The sequence below is a fragment of the Companilactobacillus sp. HBUAS56275 genome (genome assembly GCF_036913655.1).
GTDB lineage: Bacteria > Bacillota > Bacilli > Lactobacillales > Lactobacillaceae > Companilactobacillus > Companilactobacillus pullicola.
Genome location: NZ_JAYKKK010000001.1, coordinates 74343 through 90344 on the forward strand (window position 1 = coordinate 74343; position 16002 = coordinate 90344).

A 16002-nucleotide genomic window follows, 5' to 3' on the forward strand; every position below is an offset into this window, starting at 1 on the left:
TTGAAAGAAATTAGAACAGATTTTCAAAAATTATTTGATGAATCTAAAGATGAATTTTTGGCCGACTTTAAACAATTGATCAGAATTCCCAGTGTTAATGGTAATAAAACTTATCAAGCACCATTTGGAATTGGACCAAAGCGTGCTCTGGAGTATATGCTGGACTTGTCGCAGAGACTAGGTTTTAGAACTGGCCAAGCTGGCGACTGTGTTGGTTGGGCCGAATATGGTCCGGAGACTGAAGATTATTTCGGTGTTTTAGGACATATCGATGTTGTTGATGTTGTTGACGACTGGAACTATCCTCCATTTGATCTTACGTTAAAAGATGGATATTTCTACGGTCGTGGGGTATTAGACAATAAGGGTCCCCTGTTATCAACCTTGTTTGCCTTGTATTTGATTAAGAAGCAACAATTACCATTAAAAAAGAGAATCCGTATCATGTTCGGGACAGATGAGGAAATGGGAAGTCGTGATATTCCGTATTTCTTGAAAGAACAACAACCTCCATATGCAGGATTCACCCCCGATTGTAAATTTCCAATTGTTTACGGAGAACGAGGAATCGTCGATTTGACAATTACTTTACCAATTGAAGATGGATCATTAGAACAAATTGATTCAATTGATGGTGTATTTGATCATAGTTTTTTGCCGGACTATGCCGCTATAACGGTTAATGGTCAAACAAGTGAATTTCATGGTAAAAAGGCTCCTAGCAATGCTCCCGATATGGCTGAAAATGTTTTACCCGTTTTGGTTAAAAATAATCAGTATTTGACAGGTCGTACAGGTGATGTATTTAAATGGCTCAATGAAAAAATTGCTGATCAGTATAACGGTGAAAACTTAGGCCTTAATTATCGAGATGAGGATTCAGGGGAACTTCAATTGTCATTCTATGATTTGGAGAAGAGCGTAGATGAGATTAGTTTCAGTATTTCAATGCGTTATCCAGTTACAATATCTGAAGAAAAGATTTTAAGTCAATTGAAGAGTCAGTTATTGGATGGAATGAAGATAAAGATCAATCGTAGTTTCCCATCAACTGTTAAAGATAAAAACTTACCTTATATGCAAAGATTCTCGAAAATATATGCAGAAGATACTGGTTTGAATGGGGAGCCAGTGACTACTACAGGAGCAACCTATGCAAGAGAGATGCCAAATATCATTGCTTTCGGACCGTCTTTCCCTGGTCAAAAGGGAATTGCGCATAAAGGTGATGAGTGGTTGAAATACAGTGATTGGCTAATGATGATGCAGATTTATTATGATTGTCTCATTGATGAAATAACTAATTAATTAACTAAAAGTGGAGTCTAATAGGCCCCACTTTTTTTATGTAAAGGATTACAATAAAAGTAGATACTACTGTAAGGAGAAAAGCGTATGGACTATAAATTAATTGCACTAGATATGGATGGCACTCTTTTAAATGATAAAAAAGAAATTACAGATAAAAATAAAGAAGCCATTTCTAAGGCTACCGCTCAGGGTGTAAAAATTGTGCTTAGTTCTGGGAGATCCTATGACGGTATAGCCTATGCTTACAAAGAACTAGGTATTTCGGGCTCAGATGAATACATGATCAATTGCGGTGGCAATTTGATTGAAAGTTTGGACAAAGAAATTATCTATGAAAAAGTATTGGACAACAGTGTTTGTGAAAAAGTTGCTCGTGAGTTGAATGAAAATAAATTAAATTATATTTTGATTGATGAAGAAGGAAATTCATACGATTCCTATCAAGAATGGATGGAACAACATATGTTGAACAACGAGTTGGGTATCGTGAAATTCATGGTGCATACGCATAAACGTAAATTGTTGGAGGCGGCAAAGTTACTCCATCAAAAATTTGATCAGGAATTCTTTGTCGTTGTAACTAGCAAGCAAGATATTGAAATCTTTCCTAAGGAGGTCAATAAAGGAAAAGCTCTCAAAAAATTAGCTAAATATTTGAAGATAAAAGCTGACGAGATTTTGGTCATTGGTGACTGGGATAATGATGTTCCAATGATTAAATTTGCTGGCTTAGGAATTGCTATGGGTAATTCTCCAGAACACGTAAAGAAAGCAAGCGATGAGATAACTGCAGACAATAACCATAGCGGTGTTGGTCAGGCAATTGAAAAATATGTTCTAAAAGAGGGAGAAGCATTAGATGAGTTATAAATTAATTGCTTTGGATATGGACGATACCTTATTGACGACAGAAAAAACTATTTCTGCTAAAAATCAGGAAACTATTAAACGAGCTTTAGAAAAGGGGATTAAAGTCGTTTTGTGTTCTGGACGGACGCATAACGCTATTACAAGTTACGCAAAGACCCTCGGAATTAGTGGTGAGGACCAATATATGATCACTAATGGTGGTGGCATGATTGAAAATATGGCTGGAAAAGTAATTTTCTGTAGAACAATGACAAATCAGTTTTATCGTGAATTTGTCGACTTTATTAAGAAGAATCAATTACATTACAATGTCGTCGATGATAAAGGAAACACCTACACTAGTCATGTAGAGTGGATCGATAAATATACTATTACGCAAGCATTTGAGAATGAAAATGGTCTCTATATCCGTGAGCCCGAAGAGTTACCGGATGACTTTGAGATTGTTAAGGCCATTATCAATGGTAAAGAGAAACAATTGGATGAGATATCCGCAATTGTTCATCAACACTTTGATAAAGACTACTTTGTCGTACGGACTGGTGTGGGTTTTCTAGAAATTTTTCCCAAGGATGTCAACAAAGGAGAAGCCGTCAAACAATTGGCTGCTAAATTGAAGATTGACTTGAGCCAAGTTATGGCTATGGGTGATCGTGATAATGATATTTCCATGTTAAAAGTGGCTGGCAAAGGTGTCGCAATGGAGAATGCTACTAGTGGTGCTAAAGCAGCTAGTGATTATGTAACAGCCGATAACAATCATGATGGTGTTGGTTTAGCAATTGAAAAATTTGCTCTGTGAGTATGGCGTAACTATTAGATTGAAAATGGAAGGAATGGATTAATTTATGAAGAAAATCATTAATAATACTGAGGATATTGTTCCTGAAATGATTTCAGGACTGGTGAAAGCTAATAGTGATTTAGTAAAACAGATTGAAGGCACAACCGCCGTTGTCAGAAATGATCCTAAGTTCACTGAAGAAAAGCAAGTTGGTGTCGTTTCCGGTGGTGGTAGTGGTCATGAACCTTTACACGCCGGTTACGTTGGTGACGGGATGTTGAGTGCTGCAGTTGCCGGCGAGGTCTTTACTTCGCCAACTCCTGATCAGATTTATGAAGCCATAAAAGCAGTTGATCAAGGTCTAGGTGTTTTGTTGATTGTGAAAAATTATTCTGGTGATGTTATGAACTTCGATATGGCTAAAGAAATGGTTGAAGCCGATGACATTAAGATTAAATCAATAGTTGTCGATGATGATATCTCTGTTGAAAACAGTGAATTTACACAAGGAAAACGTGGTGTGGCCGGAACTGTTTTGGTTGAAAAAATTGTTGGTGCCGCCGCTCGTTCTGGAATGAATTTAGATGATTTGGCTGCACTAGGTCAAAAAGTTATTGATAGTACTAAGACTGTAGGAATTGCTCTTCATGCCGCAACTGTTCCAGCAGTGGGTCATCCTGGATTTGAATTAGGCGACGATGAAATCGAATATGGCATTGGGATTCACAACGAGCGTGGTTATTCAGTTGAGAAGATTCAGCCATCAAAAGAATTAGCTCATGAATTGATCAAAAAAATTATGGGTGAGTTTTCGGATCAGACTGGTCATTTTGCAGTATTGATCAACGGAATGGGTGCCACTCCATTAATGGAGCAATATATTTTTGCTAATGACGTTTTAACTGAACTTGAAAATGACAAAATTGCGGTTGAGTTCAGTAAGGTAGGTAACCAAGTAACATCGCTTGATATGCAAGGAATATCTTTGACGATAATGAAAGCTGAGGATTCTTGGATCAAGATGTTAAAAGAACCAGTAACAACAATTGGTTGGTAGAAAGGGAGTAAACTGATGGAATTAAATTTAGCGGATACGAAAAAGTGGATTGAGTTATTTGTTAAAAAAGTAGAGGACAATACCTCAGAATTGAATGAACTGGATACAGCAATTGGTGATGGTGATCACGGCAGCAACATGGCTCGCGGGATGGCCGCAGTGACTGATGCCCTTAATAAAAAAGAACCAACTGACTTGGCAGACTTGTATAAGACAGTAGCGTTTGCGATGATTCAAAAAGTTGGCGGAGCTTCTGGTCCATTGTATGGAACGGCTTTCTTAGATATGTCAAAGAAGGCTAAGGACACGACTGATTTAGCTGAACTAGTGCAAGTTGGTTGCGATGGCTTAAAGCGTCGTGGTCAATCAGACATTGGCATGAAGACAATGATCGATGTTTGGCAACCAGTTGCGGAATCGTTAAAGGTTGATCATTTTTCTAAGAATGTAGTAGAAGACGCTTTGAACTCTACCAAAGATATGGTCGCTACAAAGGGCCGTGCCAGTTATCTAGAGGAAAAATCCAAGGGTCATTTGGATCCCGGATCACAATCAAGTGCGTACTTATTTGAATCCTTACTTGAAGTGTTAGGAGAATAAAAATGAAATATGGAATAGTGATCGTGTCTCATTCATTTGAAATCGCTGAAGGAGTTAGAAAATTAATTTCTCAAGCTGCACCCGACCTTTCAATTACCACAGCTGGGGGAACTGATGATAATGAAATTGGCTCTTCATTAGAAAAAATTCAGAAAGCCGTTGATGAGAATACTGGTGATGAACTTTTAGCATTTTACGATTTAGGAAGTTCCAAGATGAATTTGGAAATGTTGATGGAAATGACTGATAAAACAATTCATAAGTATGATGTTGCCTTGGTCGAGGGTGCTTATACAGCAGCAACCTTGGCAGAAGTTAATAGTCCTTTGGCGACGATTGAGACTAATTTAAAGCCGTTAAAAATAAAATAATTTTGTTTTAAAATCCGATAATCTAATTTAGAATTGTCGGATTTTTTATTTTTTAGCCAATTTCTATTAGAAAAAGAAGAAATTTTATCCAAAATGTCTATAATATTAGAGACCCTTTAATATTGATTGTATGAATCAGCTTTATTATACTAAATTATAAGTGTAAATATTAGACTTTTATTAGTATTTATTTAATATTATTAATAAAAGATTTGACAGATTAATTTAGAGTGCTAATCTTACAATTAAAATTATAAAAAGGGGGTTCAACTCTATGGGCAAATTAATTGGTATTACTGCGGATGTTTATTTAGGGTCAACTGATGTAATAAACCAAAAATTAATGGACTACGTGCCACGACCAATTGTTGATGGGGTGTTGATGGCAGGAGGTATTCCGGTCGGATTACCGATTTTACCAGTTGATAAAGTAAATCAATTAATTGAGAGAATGGATGGAATTATCTTTTCTGGTGGACCAGATATTGATCCTAGCTTTATGGGAGAAGAACCAATCCCAAAATTAGGTGTCACCAATCGAAATCGTGACCGTTTTGAAATTGCAATGATTAGAACTGCTGTAGCAAAAAAAATTCCAATTTTTGGTATCTGTCGTGGTACGCAGATGATAGATGTAGCTTTAGGTGGAACGATTTATCAGGACTTGGGGAGTCAGTATTCAGGTAAATTGATCAAGCATAAGCAACAAGCTCCGGGGGACCAACCAACCCACTTTGTAAGAGTAGACTATAATTCTAAACTTTATAAAACGATAGGCGATAATGTCTTTGTGAATTCTCGACATCATCAGGCTATTAAAGAAGTTCCTGATTTCTTAAAGGTTGTAGCGACAGCCTCTGATGGAGTAATTGAAGCAATTGAAAATGAGGATGCCAGTATTCAGGCGGTACAGTGGCATCCCGAAAATTTATGGAGACATGATTCACAACAACTGGCTTTATTTAGTGATTTTATCGGTCGTATTGGCAATGAAAGTACAATTCCATCAGGTTTGAATTGAAAGAAAATAATTATATAAAAATGGACTCTGTGAGAGCGATGATTTTTGGGAAACTAAGAATTCAATGCTCTTTTTTAATTTATTAGATAAAATATAATAAAAGTGTATTTGCTAAAATTATTTTTTTATAGTACTATCGTTTTTGAAAACTGAATAGATTTCTTCGGGGCAGGGTGTAATTCCCGACCGACGGTAACAATTCTTTGAAATTGAAGTCCGTGACCCGCGAAAGCGGTGGATCTAGTGAGAGTCTAGAACCGACTGTAAAGTCAGGATGGTAGAAGAAAATAATATTTCATGCTATTGATAAGTCTTTTTTGGACTGCACTCGTATGAAGTCTTATTTAGCTTATCTTGAAAGCCCCGCAATAATTATTGCGGGGCTTTTTTTGTGGGGTGAATAAGCATTGGAAAAATTTATGAAATTGGCTTTTATAGAGGCTAGAAAGGGAAAAAACACTTGGACTAATCCACAAGTTGGTGCCGTTATAGTTAAGGACAATCAAGTTCTAGGACAAGGACACCATGAGACTTTTGGTCAAAACCATGCAGAAATTAATGCTTTGAATAGTTTAAGTGATATAGCACAAGCTAAGGGATCCACTCTGTACGTTACTTTGGAACCCTGTTCGCATTTTGGCAAAACACCACCTTGCGTTCAGAAAATAGTTGAAGTGGGAATTAAAAAAGTTGTGATTGGACAAATTGATCCTAATCCTATCGTTAGCGGACGAGGAGTTGAATATCTAAGAGATCACGGTGTTGAGGTAGAAATACTGGAACTTTCTTCGGATTTAAATTCTGCATATAATTTTTTCTATAAAAATAAACGTCCGTTGGTTACCTTGAAGTACGCCATGACCTTGGATGGAAAAATTAATCGAAAAAAAGGAACTCGCTCAATGATCTCAAATCAATTGGCCTTTGATGATTCCCAGAAGTTACGTGAACAGAATCAAGTAATTCTAATTGGTGAAAATACGTTAAAGGTTGATGATCCCAAATTAACTGTCCGCACAAAAGATTTGATGTTTCCACCAATTCGAGCGGTGATGGTACGTGATATTAATACGATTGCTTTAAACGGTCGATTGTTTCAAGCATCAGGTCCTATTTGGATTTTTAGTGGAACACAATCGCAGCAAGAATTTCCTCAAAATGTACGGATTTTGGTGAATGATTGGACCCCACAAAGGGTTATTGATTATTTAGGCAAGCAGGGTTTGGAGTCGGTTTTGGTTGAAGGTGGCAGTCATATTCAAGCTGATTTTTTTGAACAAGAGTTAGTTGATCATATCATTATCTACCTCGCCAACAAGATTTTTGGCCAAGGATTACCAGCAATCTGGGGTAAGCAGTTACCGACAATGAATTTCAGTGATTTGACTGTAGAGCAGTTGGGTTCAAATTTAAAAATCACAACTTGGAGGTTAGATTAATGTTTACAGGAATTGTAAAGGATATTGGTAGTGTGATTGCTATTGATCAGACTAAAGAAAATTTTGTTTTGACCATTCAACACAATTTTGGAACAGTACACTTAGGCGACAGCGTTGCGATAGATGGCATTTGTCTAACAATTATTGATTCTCAGAATAATCAGATCCAAGTTGAAGTCATGCCGGAAACAGTTAAAAGGACTAATATTGCTGATTTAACAACTGGTCAAAAAGTTAACTTGGAACCGGCGTTGAGACCAAATGATGAACTAGGCGGACATTTTGTTTTGGGACACGTTGACACTACAGGTCAACTTTTGAAAAGAGAATTAGCTAAGAATTCAATCTTATTAACTTTTTCTATTGCATCGCAGTTTTTACCTTATCTAGTTGAAAAAGGATCAATTGCCATTGATGGTGTCAGCTTAACCTTGATTCAGGTAACCGATAAAGATTTTCAGGTCGGTATTATTCCTTACACGAGTAAAGAAACGGTTTTAGGAAATTTGGAGATTGGTCAAACTGTTAATTTGGAAACCGATATTTTAGGAAAATATATTATTCAAGCATTTAAGCGGGGGTATCAAAATGTCAATTAATGAGACAATTCAAAAAGTGGAACGTGCAATTGAAGAATTAAAGCAAGGAAAGCTAATTATCGTAGCTGATTCAACAAAAAGAGAAGCCGAGGGCGACATGATTGGTCTAGCGGATTTTGTTACTCCTGAAGCAGTAAACTTTATGATCAGTCATGCTAAGGGTTTGCTTTGTGTACCAATGAGTTCGAAGCAAGCTAATAAATTGGACCTTCATTTGATGACAAAAGGACACGATGCTTTTAATACTGCTTTTACCGTCAGTACTGATGCCAAGACAACTACTACGGGTATTTCAGCGTTTGACCGTGCAGATACGATAAAGAAATTAGCAGTTTCACAAGATCCACAAGACTTTTATCATCCGGGACATATTTTCCCATTGATTGCTAAAGATGGAGGAGTACTAGAACGTGATGGCCATACGGAAGCAGCCGTTGATTTAGCTAAACTTTCCCAATCTTCTCCAGTTGCCTACATTTGCGAGATGGTTAAAGATAATGGAAGAATGGCCCGTAGACCAGAATTAAAAGCTTTTGCCAAGGAGCATGAAATGTCTCTAATTACGATAAAAGATATTATTGATTATCGTTTTGCACGTGATGTTGATGTATTAACAGAAGTGTCAGATGTAGATTTGCCTACTAAATATGGACATTTTCGATTAAAGTCATTCCTATTCAAACAAGATCCCATTCTGATTATTTATAAAGGCGAAATTCAGCAGCAAAAAAATCTCTTAGTCCGTGTTCACTCAGAATGTTTTACGGGAGACGTTTTAGGCTCAATGCGTTGTGATTGTGGAGAGCAATTGGCGACTGCATTGCAAAAAATTGAAGAAAATAAATCCGGAGCCGTAATTTATTTGAATCAAGAAGGTCGTGGGATTGGTTTGATCAATAAATTACGAGCTTATCAATTACAAGATCAAGGCTTAGATACCGTCGAGGCCAATCTAAAATTGGGTTTTCCAGCAGATCAACGTGATTATCGAGTCGTTACTGCCGTGTTGAACAAATTAGACATAACTTCTATTTCGTTGTTGACTAACAATCCTGATAAAGTTGATCAATTAAAGCAGATGGGACTGACAGTTACACGAGTGCCTTTAGAAATGCACCCCAATAAAAGTGACATAAAGTATTTAGAAACTAAGAAACACAAATTTCATCATCTATTAAGTGAGGTAGAGTAGAATGCCAGAAATAGTCGGTCAATTGAATGGAGAAAAATTAAATATTGCGATTGTTGTAGCTAAATTTAATGACATTGTCACTAATAAGTTACTAAACGGAGCACGAGAAAAATTGTTGCAACTGAATGTGGCAGAACAGAATATTACCGTAGTCAAAGTTCCAGGAGCAATGGAGATTCCACGAATTGTTAAATTGTTGTCTGAAAGTGAACGCTTTGATGGTATTATTGCTTTAGGAGCCGTTGTTAAAGGTGAAACAGCCCATTTTGATTATGTCTGTGCTGAATCAGCAACAGGAGTCAGTCAAACTTCTCTAAATGGTTTTGTACCAGTAATGTACGGTATTCTAACAACAGAAAATATGGCACAAGCATTGAATCGTGCTGGTGGTAAAGCTGGTAACAAGGGTTCTGAATGTGCAGTAGACGTTGTTGAAATGGCAAATTTGGAAATTGAGTTAAAAAAATAACGTGAGAAAAGTCTCACGTTAAAATAATTAAATAGTTTCAAGGGATGGTTCACTAGTAGGTTTAGGGTAACTTTTATCTAGAAGTTCTAATTCGTCAGCAGTGAATTGAACATCAAGAGCGGCTATATTACTTTGCATATGATTTGCGGAACCAGTCTTTGGAATACTCAACAAATCATGATTACGAAGGACCCAGGCCAAAAGCAACTGATGAATTGAAATGTTCTTTTGTAAAGCCATCTCTTTGATGACTGGTTTGATATTAAGATATTCGCTGCCATCAGAACCAAAAGGAGAGTAACCAACAAATGACATGTCATGCTGCTTTTGCCATGGTAAAATCGAATACTCGATTCCTCGACTACCAATATTATAGAGATCTTCGTTGATACGACAATGGTTACCATTTTCCAGATTGGATAATTCCTTCAAATCATTTAAATCAAAGTTGGAAACACCCCAATTTTTAATGAGGCCAGCTTGGACCATTTTTTCTAATCCAGAGACAGTTTCTGAAAGTGGTGTATTACCACGCCAATGAAGTAAATACAGATCTAGATAGTCGGTTTGAAGTCGCTTGAGACTAGCTTTTAAACTTGTTTCGATTAACTGTGGAGTTGCGTGAAATGGATAGAATTTAGAAATCAGTTGCAAATCTTCACGATGATAATCTTTTAGTACATTACCAACTAGTGATTCCGATAAGCCTTCACCGTACATTTCAGCAGTATCGATAAGATTAACGCCATGATCCAGACCATATCTGATAGCCTGCATTTCTGCTTCAGTTTGGGATTGGTTTCCTTCGCCGATATGCCAAGTGCCAATACCAATGGCGGAAGTCTTCTGATGATTAAACGTAATGTATTGCATAAAAGTCCCTCGCTTTCTCGTACATCTTTACTATCATTATAAGTCAGTGAATTTGTTTTATATATGAAAATACCAACCAATCGTTAATCTAAATTGGTTGGTATTTTTTAGTGTCAATTAATTTAAAAATTCCAATGTGGAAGTTAAGTCAGAGACTGTATGTGTCGGTTGAACAGAACTTGATGCTGAAGCTTTTGAACGATTGACCCAAATAGACGGCCACCCTATTTTGTCGGTTGAAATAATATCACTTTCATAACCTTCAGCGAGGTGCCAGTGATTTTGGGATGTAAAACCGTATTCCTTTTCAACAGTCTCAAAAAAGTGAAGGTCAGGTTTGTAAGCATGAACATCCTCAGCTGTCCAGATGTCAAAAGGTACTTCGAGTTTTTGAACGTTTTTATCGATGATGTCCCATGAGGAATTGGACATGATAATAAGATGGTAATCACGCTTAACCAGTGTTTTTAGTGTCTTAATTGTTTCTGGAAAGGGAACTAAATTTTGATGAGCAATCATCACATCAACAAAATATTTTTCGAATTGATGTTTTAAACCAAATTGATAATCTAAATGAATCAAATTATTACGAATGAGTAGATCATAATCCAAATAGGGATGTACATTGTTGGAATCATTTTGATAAGTTTCAAAACGTTGTCGGGCAATTGAGGGGTCAACCCCAACTTGAAGAGCTATTTTTTCGATCTCGTCGTAAGTGTTATTTTCTTGAAGCAAAGTGCCATAACAATCAAAAGTAAGATATTTTTCAGACATGATAGAAGACTTCTTCCATAAAAAGATTTCATATCCATAATATCATTATATAAATATATTTATATGAAAGCTATGATAACCAATCAAAAATATTCTGGATGTTGCTGCTCCAAACTTTCCAAGAATGGTCTCCTTCAACTGGCATCCAAGTGTAATGATCTTTAGCGTGAATCGTTAAGAAATTCTTGAACATAACGTTGTCTTCATGCATAAAATCAATATCACCACAGAGTGTTAAGATAGGTAACTTTGGTTGGCGATTGTTATAAATATTGATCAGTTGATTTTTGGCTATCTCTTCAGGACTGTCAAAAATAGCGTTGAAGGTATCTTTAGACATGGGGCATTTAGGATTGTCTCGGAAATGTTCGATATCGGTAATGGGTGATAAAGCAGCTACTTTACCGAATTTATCGGGATTTTTAAAAGCAAATTTTAAGGCGCCGTAGCCACCCATACTTGAACCGACGATATAGTTTTTGGCCGGATCTTTAGAGATCGGTAATAGGTTTTGCATTTTAGGAATAAATTCATCTATGAAAAAAGAGTAATAAGGAATGAATTTAGAATCAGAATAAAATGAATTTAGACCGTCAGGCATGATAATTGCCATGTTATATTTACGAGCGATTTCTTCGATATAAACATGCTTACCCCAAGCAGTATTGTCACCAGTATATCCATGCAACAACCACACAGTCGTGTAATTATCTTCATTAGTATCAGGAATGACGACGGAAGTTTTGAAATAAGTGTGTAAATAATTTGTACGATAATTAAGATTCATTAATACCATTATTAGACCTCTTTAGATTAATTATTAGTCTTCGTGAAAATGGTAAACATAATGTCAATAAAAGTCTAGTTAGACGGTAACCATTTATTTTCGTAAAGATATTTTTTGAAGTGCAAATAGTTAGTATATAGCTCTAACATATCCGTAATATCATGCAAGTCGAGGTTAAAGTAGTCAGAAATTTTGTTCAGACGGTAGTTGGTAGTATTTCGATGTATATTTAATCTGGTGGAGGTGTCGGTTACGTTACCATTCGACTTGAAGTAACAATCGAGTGTGTCGATCAATTCCTTACCGGCTCTAGTTTTGAGTAAACCCTTAAAGGTGTTGATATATTTGTCCGAATAAAGATGGCTTTGCAACAATTGGTTGAGGAAAGTGATTTGTTGATAGTAATAAACATTAGTCAACTGCAATTCGTGAACTACTTTGATAGTATCGATGGCCTGTTGAACAGCCTTCTTTAAATTGGCACTTTGATTACTAATACCAATCACAATTTTGTTTAGACGACTGTACTCTAGATACTTTTCTAAGTTGTCAGTGTTTCTAGTAATAATTAACTGTTGATGTGGTGTTTTGCTAAAGTAGAAATCACCCTCTAAAATAGTAGGCTGGTTATCGGTTTCTAAAATGAGAGCATAACGTTTTAATTCAAGATTAATATTTAGAGCCTGAGCGCGTGATTTCAATTCGAAGTTTTCAGAAATATTGTCAATTGTCGTCCATTGATAGAGAAAGTGATTTAAAGATTCTTTACGTTGATTTTCAGCCTTGGAACTGTTGATCTGTGTGATTAACAGTTCAGTCGAAACTTTAAGTAGTGAAGCCAAGGGGGTGACTTTTTCAGGGTCACCAGTAATACCGATAACACCGATAGTTTTGCCTTGGAATTCAACGGGGATATTAACGCCCGGCTGACCAAATTTACCAAAAGATTCGATCATCGGTTTAGTTTTACCGCTTTCTATGGTTTCGATAGCACCAATATGTAAAGTATTGATTCGATCTTTATTGCCACTAGCAATGATGTAGCCTTTTTCGTTCATCATATTGATATTATAGGGGATGTAATCCATCATTTTATCAACAATAGATTGTGCTAATTTAGGGTCTAATTTCATAATTTTTTCCTTGTTAAAGATCAAGCAAAGTTATGCAAAAGCTTGAATCTGTTATTTGTGCATATAAATATTTTACATTATTTTAAAATTTAAAAACATTGATTTATCAATAAAATTCATTATTTTTTAAAGTATCACCCAATTATTTTTGTGCAAATGTACATTGATTTAGTGATTTCATCACGGTATTATACAAAAGTTAATAATTGTTCAATATTTAACAATTACCGTGTTTTTGAGGAGGAAGTTTTAAAATGGTTATTGCTTGGTGGGCAGCCTTATTAGGTTTGCTTTTAGCAATTGGATTGATTTTATTCAGAGTTAATCCTATTTATGCATTAATTTTTGGCGCAATCGTTGGTTGTTTAATTGGGGGAATGAACCTTTCGCAAACGACAGACGTGATCGTTAAAGGTAGTTCTGGCGTTATGGGTACAATTATCCGTGTGATTGCGGCTGGTGTTTTAGCTGGAGTCATGATGGAATCAGGTGCAGCCAACGTGATCGCATCTAATATTGTTAATCGTTTTAATGATAAGTTAGCGATTTTAGCTCTAGCGTTATCGACGATGGTTCTAACAGGTGTGGGGATATTCATTCCTGTGGCAGTTTTGATCGTGGCACCAATTGCTCTAGAGGTAGGGCAAAAGATGCACTACAGTAAGCTCTCATTATTGGTAGCTCTTTCTGGTGGTGGTAAAGCGGGAAATATTATTTCGCCTAATCCAAATACAATTGCAGCTGCAAAAGGTTTCAATGTTGAACTTTCACAAGTTATGATTGCTGACTTTGTACCAGCAGTCGTAGGTCTTATTGTGACAGTACTTTTAGCTACCTTGATCAAAAATAAAGGATCTTTTGTACCAGCTGATCGTAAGTTTGAAGCCAAAGAGGAAAAAGACTTACCAAGTTTAAAGGCAGCCATTGTGACACCTTTAGTGGCGGTCGTCCTCTTATTGATCACTCCTGTAGGTGATATTTTGGGAATCAAAGCCTTAGCATCATTTAATTTGGATGCAATGTATATTTTACCGATTGCTGGTTTAATTGGAACTTTGGCAATGGGACAACGTAAAAAGTTTTTGAAATATATGACTGGTGGATTAGCACGTATGACCGATGTGGTACTGATTTTGATTGGTGCTGGTGCAATTGCTGGTTTAGTTTCAGCATCTGACTTGCCCCAGAAGGTAGTTGAGATAGTAAAAGTTTCCGGAATCTCTGGAACGTTCTTGGCACCAATTGCCGGTATCTTGATGGCAGCAGCAACGGCATCAACATCAACTGGTGTTATCTTAGCTTCAAATTCATTCAGTAAGTCAATCATGTCATTTGGTATCTCCGGTACTGGCGCTGCAGCAATGGTTCATACCGGAGCCACAGTTATCGATCAATTGCCACATGGTAACTATTTCCACGTGACAGCCAAAGCTGTTGACATGCACTTTAAGGAAAGAATGAGCGTTGTCTTCTGGGAAATGCTCGTTGGACTTTCAATGACGATTGTAGCAACATTAATGTATGGAAATCTGTTCTAGAGGTGGATTATAAATGAAAATAGTTTTGGCTCCAGATTCATATAAAAATTCATTAACAGCTAAGGAAGTTGCTCAAGCAATGCACAAAGGCTTTGCTAAAGTTTATCCAGAAGCCGAGTTTGTCAATGTACCAATGGCCGATGGTGGTGAAGGAACAGTTCAATCATTAGTCGATGCTAAAAATGGTCAAATTATAACTGAGGAAGTTGTTAATCCTTTAGGCCATAAGACAACAGCTCACTACGGTTTGATCGATGATGGCAAGGTGGCTGTTATTGAGATGGCAGAAGCTAGCGGGATTCAATACATCAATCAATTTACGCAAAATCCATATATCACAACAACTTTTGGAACTGGTGAGTTGATCAAGTCAGCCATTCAAAAGGGCGCTAAGACGATTATCATTGGAATTGGTGGTTCGGCTACTAATGATGGTGGTGCTGGTATGGCTCAAGCCTTAGGTGCTCATTTATTAGATGAAAAAGGCCAAGAACTCCAATATGGTGGTGCCATGCTGGAGAAATTGGATCGAATCGATATCTCAAATATGTTGCCAGAATTAGCGGATGTTAAAGTTATTATTGCTTCAGATGTAACCAATCCTTTAACGGGTCCCAACGGTGCCAGTCATGTTTTTGGGCCTCAAAAGGGTGCTAATGAGAAAATGGTTGAATTTTTGGATAAAGCTTTATCACATTACGCTGACATTTTAAAAAGAGATCTTGGAAAAGATTTAGAAGAAGTTCCTGGAGCTGGTGCTGCTGGCGGATTGGGTGCGGGACTCTTAGCCTTTACGCACTCGGAAATGCGTTCAGGAGTCGAAATTGTCGTCGACTATACTGATTTAAAAGATAAAGTAAAAGATGCTGATGTTGTAGTGACAGGAGAAGGTCAAATTGACTTTCAAACTAAGTTTGGCAAGACACCGATTGGAGTGGCCAAGGCAACTAAAGCTGTTAATCCAAAGGCAACAGTCATTGCGATTGCAGGTTCTGTTGGTGAAAAAATATCGGAACTTTATCCTTTGGGAATTGACGCAATCTTTACTTGTGTGCCTGGAGTTGAAGAGCTGTCAAAGGCTATTGCGGATACTGATAAAAATTTACAACAAGTTTCAGAGAACATTGCACGTTTAATTAAAAATACAAATATGAAATAGATGATTTAAGCACTTAAAAAGG

Annotated in this window: 17 protein-coding genes and 1 riboswitch; of the genes, 13 read left to right on the forward strand and 4 right to left on the reverse strand. The window is 36.7% G+C overall.

All coding sequences use genetic code 11. The features are described 5' to 3' along the window. The 11 genes from U8526_RS00345 to ribH all read left to right on the forward strand — a co-directional run bounded on the left by U8526_RS00345 (position 1) and on the right by ribH (position 9713). Complete coding sequence (locus U8526_RS00345; protein WP_334339975.1) at positions 1 to 1308, forward strand: Sapep family Mn(2+)-dependent dipeptidase; 1308 nt, start codon at positions 1 to 3, stop codon at positions 1306 to 1308. A gap of 87 nt (positions 1309 to 1395) precedes the next feature. Beyond that, positions 1396 to 2181, forward strand: coding sequence for a Cof-type HAD-IIB family hydrolase (locus U8526_RS00350; protein ID WP_334339976.1), 786 nt, complete (start codon positions 1396 to 1398; stop codon positions 2179 to 2181). Next, the gene (locus tag U8526_RS00355) at positions 2171 to 2983 is read left to right on the forward strand and encodes a Cof-type HAD-IIB family hydrolase (protein ID WP_334339977.1); all 813 of its coding nucleotides are present in this window, start codon (positions 2171 to 2173) and stop codon (positions 2981 to 2983) included. Before U8526_RS00350 ends, U8526_RS00355 begins: the two co-directional genes overlap by 11 nt. A gap of 46 nt (positions 2984 to 3029) precedes the next feature. Next, complete coding sequence (gene dhaK, locus U8526_RS00360) at positions 3030 to 4022, forward strand: dihydroxyacetone kinase subunit DhaK (protein WP_334339978.1); 993 nt, start codon at positions 3030 to 3032, stop codon at positions 4020 to 4022. A 15-nt stretch (positions 4023 to 4037) separates the two neighbouring features. Continuing rightward, positions 4038 to 4622, forward strand: coding sequence for a dihydroxyacetone kinase subunit DhaL (gene dhaL, locus U8526_RS00365; RefSeq protein WP_334339979.1), 585 nt, complete (start codon positions 4038 to 4040; stop codon positions 4620 to 4622). 2 nt (positions 4623 to 4624) lie between these two features. Then, the gene (dhaM, locus tag U8526_RS00370; protein ID WP_334339980.1) at positions 4625 to 4993 is read left to right on the forward strand and encodes a dihydroxyacetone kinase phosphoryl donor subunit DhaM; all 369 of its coding nucleotides are present in this window, start codon (positions 4625 to 4627) and stop codon (positions 4991 to 4993) included. 274 nt (positions 4994 to 5267) lie between these two features. Then, positions 5268 to 6014 (forward strand): gamma-glutamyl-gamma-aminobutyrate hydrolase family protein, encoded by a 747-nt coding sequence (locus U8526_RS00375; RefSeq protein ID WP_334339981.1) that lies wholly within the window; start codon positions 5268 to 5270, stop codon positions 6012 to 6014. Between the two features lie 155 nt (positions 6015 to 6169). After that, positions 6170 to 6304: riboswitch (FMN riboswitch) on the forward strand. Between the two features lie 117 nt (positions 6305 to 6421). Then, the gene (ribD, locus tag U8526_RS00380) at positions 6422 to 7453 is read left to right on the forward strand and encodes a bifunctional diaminohydroxyphosphoribosylaminopyrimidine deaminase/5-amino-6-(5-phosphoribosylamino)uracil reductase RibD (protein WP_334339982.1); all 1032 of its coding nucleotides are present in this window, start codon (positions 6422 to 6424) and stop codon (positions 7451 to 7453) included. Then, entirely contained in the window at positions 7453 to 8052 is a 600-nt protein-coding gene (gene ribE / locus U8526_RS00385) for a riboflavin synthase (RefSeq protein WP_334339983.1), read from the forward strand. Before ribD ends, ribE begins: the two co-directional genes overlap by 1 nt. Beyond that, positions 8042 to 9244, forward strand: coding sequence for a GTP cyclohydrolase II (ribA, locus tag U8526_RS00390; protein ID WP_334339984.1), 1203 nt, complete (start codon positions 8042 to 8044; stop codon positions 9242 to 9244). Before ribE ends, ribA begins: the two co-directional genes overlap by 11 nt. 1 nt (position 9245) lies before the next feature. Then, positions 9246 to 9713 carry a 6,7-dimethyl-8-ribityllumazine synthase gene (gene ribH, locus U8526_RS00395; RefSeq protein WP_334339985.1) on the forward strand — a complete coding sequence of 156 codons (468 nt, stop codon included), beginning with the start codon at positions 9246 to 9248 and terminating at the stop codon, positions 9711 to 9713. 27 nt (positions 9714 to 9740) lie between these two features. Here ribH and U8526_RS00400 read toward each other — a convergent pair whose 3' ends face one another. The 4 genes from U8526_RS00400 to U8526_RS00415 all read right to left on the reverse strand — a co-directional run bounded on the left by U8526_RS00400 (position 9741) and on the right by U8526_RS00415 (position 13283). Continuing rightward, positions 9741 to 10586 carry an aldo/keto reductase gene (locus U8526_RS00400; protein ID WP_334339986.1) on the reverse strand — a complete coding sequence of 282 codons (846 nt, stop codon included), beginning with the start codon at positions 10584 to 10586 and terminating at the stop codon, positions 9741 to 9743. Between the two features lie 117 nt (positions 10587 to 10703). Then, a complete protein-coding gene (locus U8526_RS00405; protein WP_334339987.1) occupies positions 10704 to 11363 on the reverse strand; it encodes an HAD family hydrolase in 660 nt (219 codons plus the stop codon). 70 nt (positions 11364 to 11433) lie between these two features. Further along, positions 11434 to 12159 carry an alpha/beta hydrolase gene (locus U8526_RS00410; RefSeq protein WP_334339988.1) on the reverse strand — a complete coding sequence of 242 codons (726 nt, stop codon included), beginning with the start codon at positions 12157 to 12159 and terminating at the stop codon, positions 11434 to 11436. A gap of 65 nt (positions 12160 to 12224) precedes the next feature. After that, positions 12225 to 13283 carry a CdaR family transcriptional regulator gene (locus U8526_RS00415; protein WP_334339989.1) on the reverse strand — a complete coding sequence of 353 codons (1059 nt, stop codon included), beginning with the start codon at positions 13281 to 13283 and terminating at the stop codon, positions 12225 to 12227. Positions 13284 to 13537: 254 nt separating this feature from the next. On the opposite strand from U8526_RS00415, the gene U8526_RS00420 reads away from it, so the two are divergent. Then, positions 13538 to 14821: a GntP family permease gene (locus U8526_RS00420; protein WP_334339990.1), complete on the forward strand. Its 1284-nt coding sequence runs from the start codon at positions 13538 to 13540 to the stop codon at positions 14819 to 14821. A 13-nt stretch (positions 14822 to 14834) separates the two neighbouring features. Next, positions 14835 to 15980, forward strand: a complete 1146-nt coding sequence (locus tag U8526_RS00425; RefSeq protein ID WP_334339991.1) for a glycerate kinase family protein — start codon at positions 14835 to 14837, stop codon at positions 15978 to 15980. Positions 15981 to 16002 lie beyond the last annotated feature (22 nt).

Coding starts and splice junctions, on each gene's coding strand:
- U8526_RS00350 (WP_334339976.1), top strand. CDS start 1,396: ATGGACTATAAATTAATTGCACTAGATATGGATGGCACTCTTTTAAAT.
- U8526_RS00355 (WP_334339977.1), top strand. CDS start 2,171: ATGAGTTATAAATTAATTGCTTTGGATATGGACGATACCTTATTGACG.
- dhaK (WP_334339978.1), top strand. CDS start 3,030: ATGAAGAAAATCATTAATAATACTGAGGATATTGTTCCTGAAATGATT.
- dhaL (WP_334339979.1), top strand. CDS start 4,038: ATGGAATTAAATTTAGCGGATACGAAAAAGTGGATTGAGTTATTTGTT.
- dhaM (WP_334339980.1), top strand. CDS start 4,625: ATGAAATATGGAATAGTGATCGTGTCTCATTCATTTGAAATCGCTGAA.
- U8526_RS00375 (WP_334339981.1), top strand. CDS start 5,268: ATGGGCAAATTAATTGGTATTACTGCGGATGTTTATTTAGGGTCAACT.
- ribE (WP_334339983.1), top strand. CDS start 7,453: ATGTTTACAGGAATTGTAAAGGATATTGGTAGTGTGATTGCTATTGAT.
- ribA (WP_334339984.1), top strand. CDS start 8,042: ATGTCAATTAATGAGACAATTCAAAAAGTGGAACGTGCAATTGAAGAA.
- ribH (WP_334339985.1), top strand. CDS start 9,246: ATGCCAGAAATAGTCGGTCAATTGAATGGAGAAAAATTAAATATTGCG.
- U8526_RS00400 (WP_334339986.1), bottom strand. CDS start 10,586: ATGCAATACATTACGTTTAATCATCAGAAGACTTCCGCCATTGGTATT.
- U8526_RS00405 (WP_334339987.1), bottom strand. CDS start 11,363: ATGTCTGAAAAATATCTTACTTTTGATTGTTATGGCACTTTGCTTCAA.
- U8526_RS00410 (WP_334339988.1), bottom strand. CDS start 12,159: ATGGTATTAATGAATCTTAATTATCGTACAAATTATTTACACACTTAT.
- U8526_RS00415 (WP_334339989.1), bottom strand. CDS start 13,283: ATGAAATTAGACCCTAAATTAGCACAATCTATTGTTGATAAAATGATG.
- U8526_RS00420 (WP_334339990.1), top strand. CDS start 13,538: ATGGTTATTGCTTGGTGGGCAGCCTTATTAGGTTTGCTTTTAGCAATT.
- U8526_RS00425 (WP_334339991.1), top strand. CDS start 14,835: ATGAAAATAGTTTTGGCTCCAGATTCATATAAAAATTCATTAACAGCT.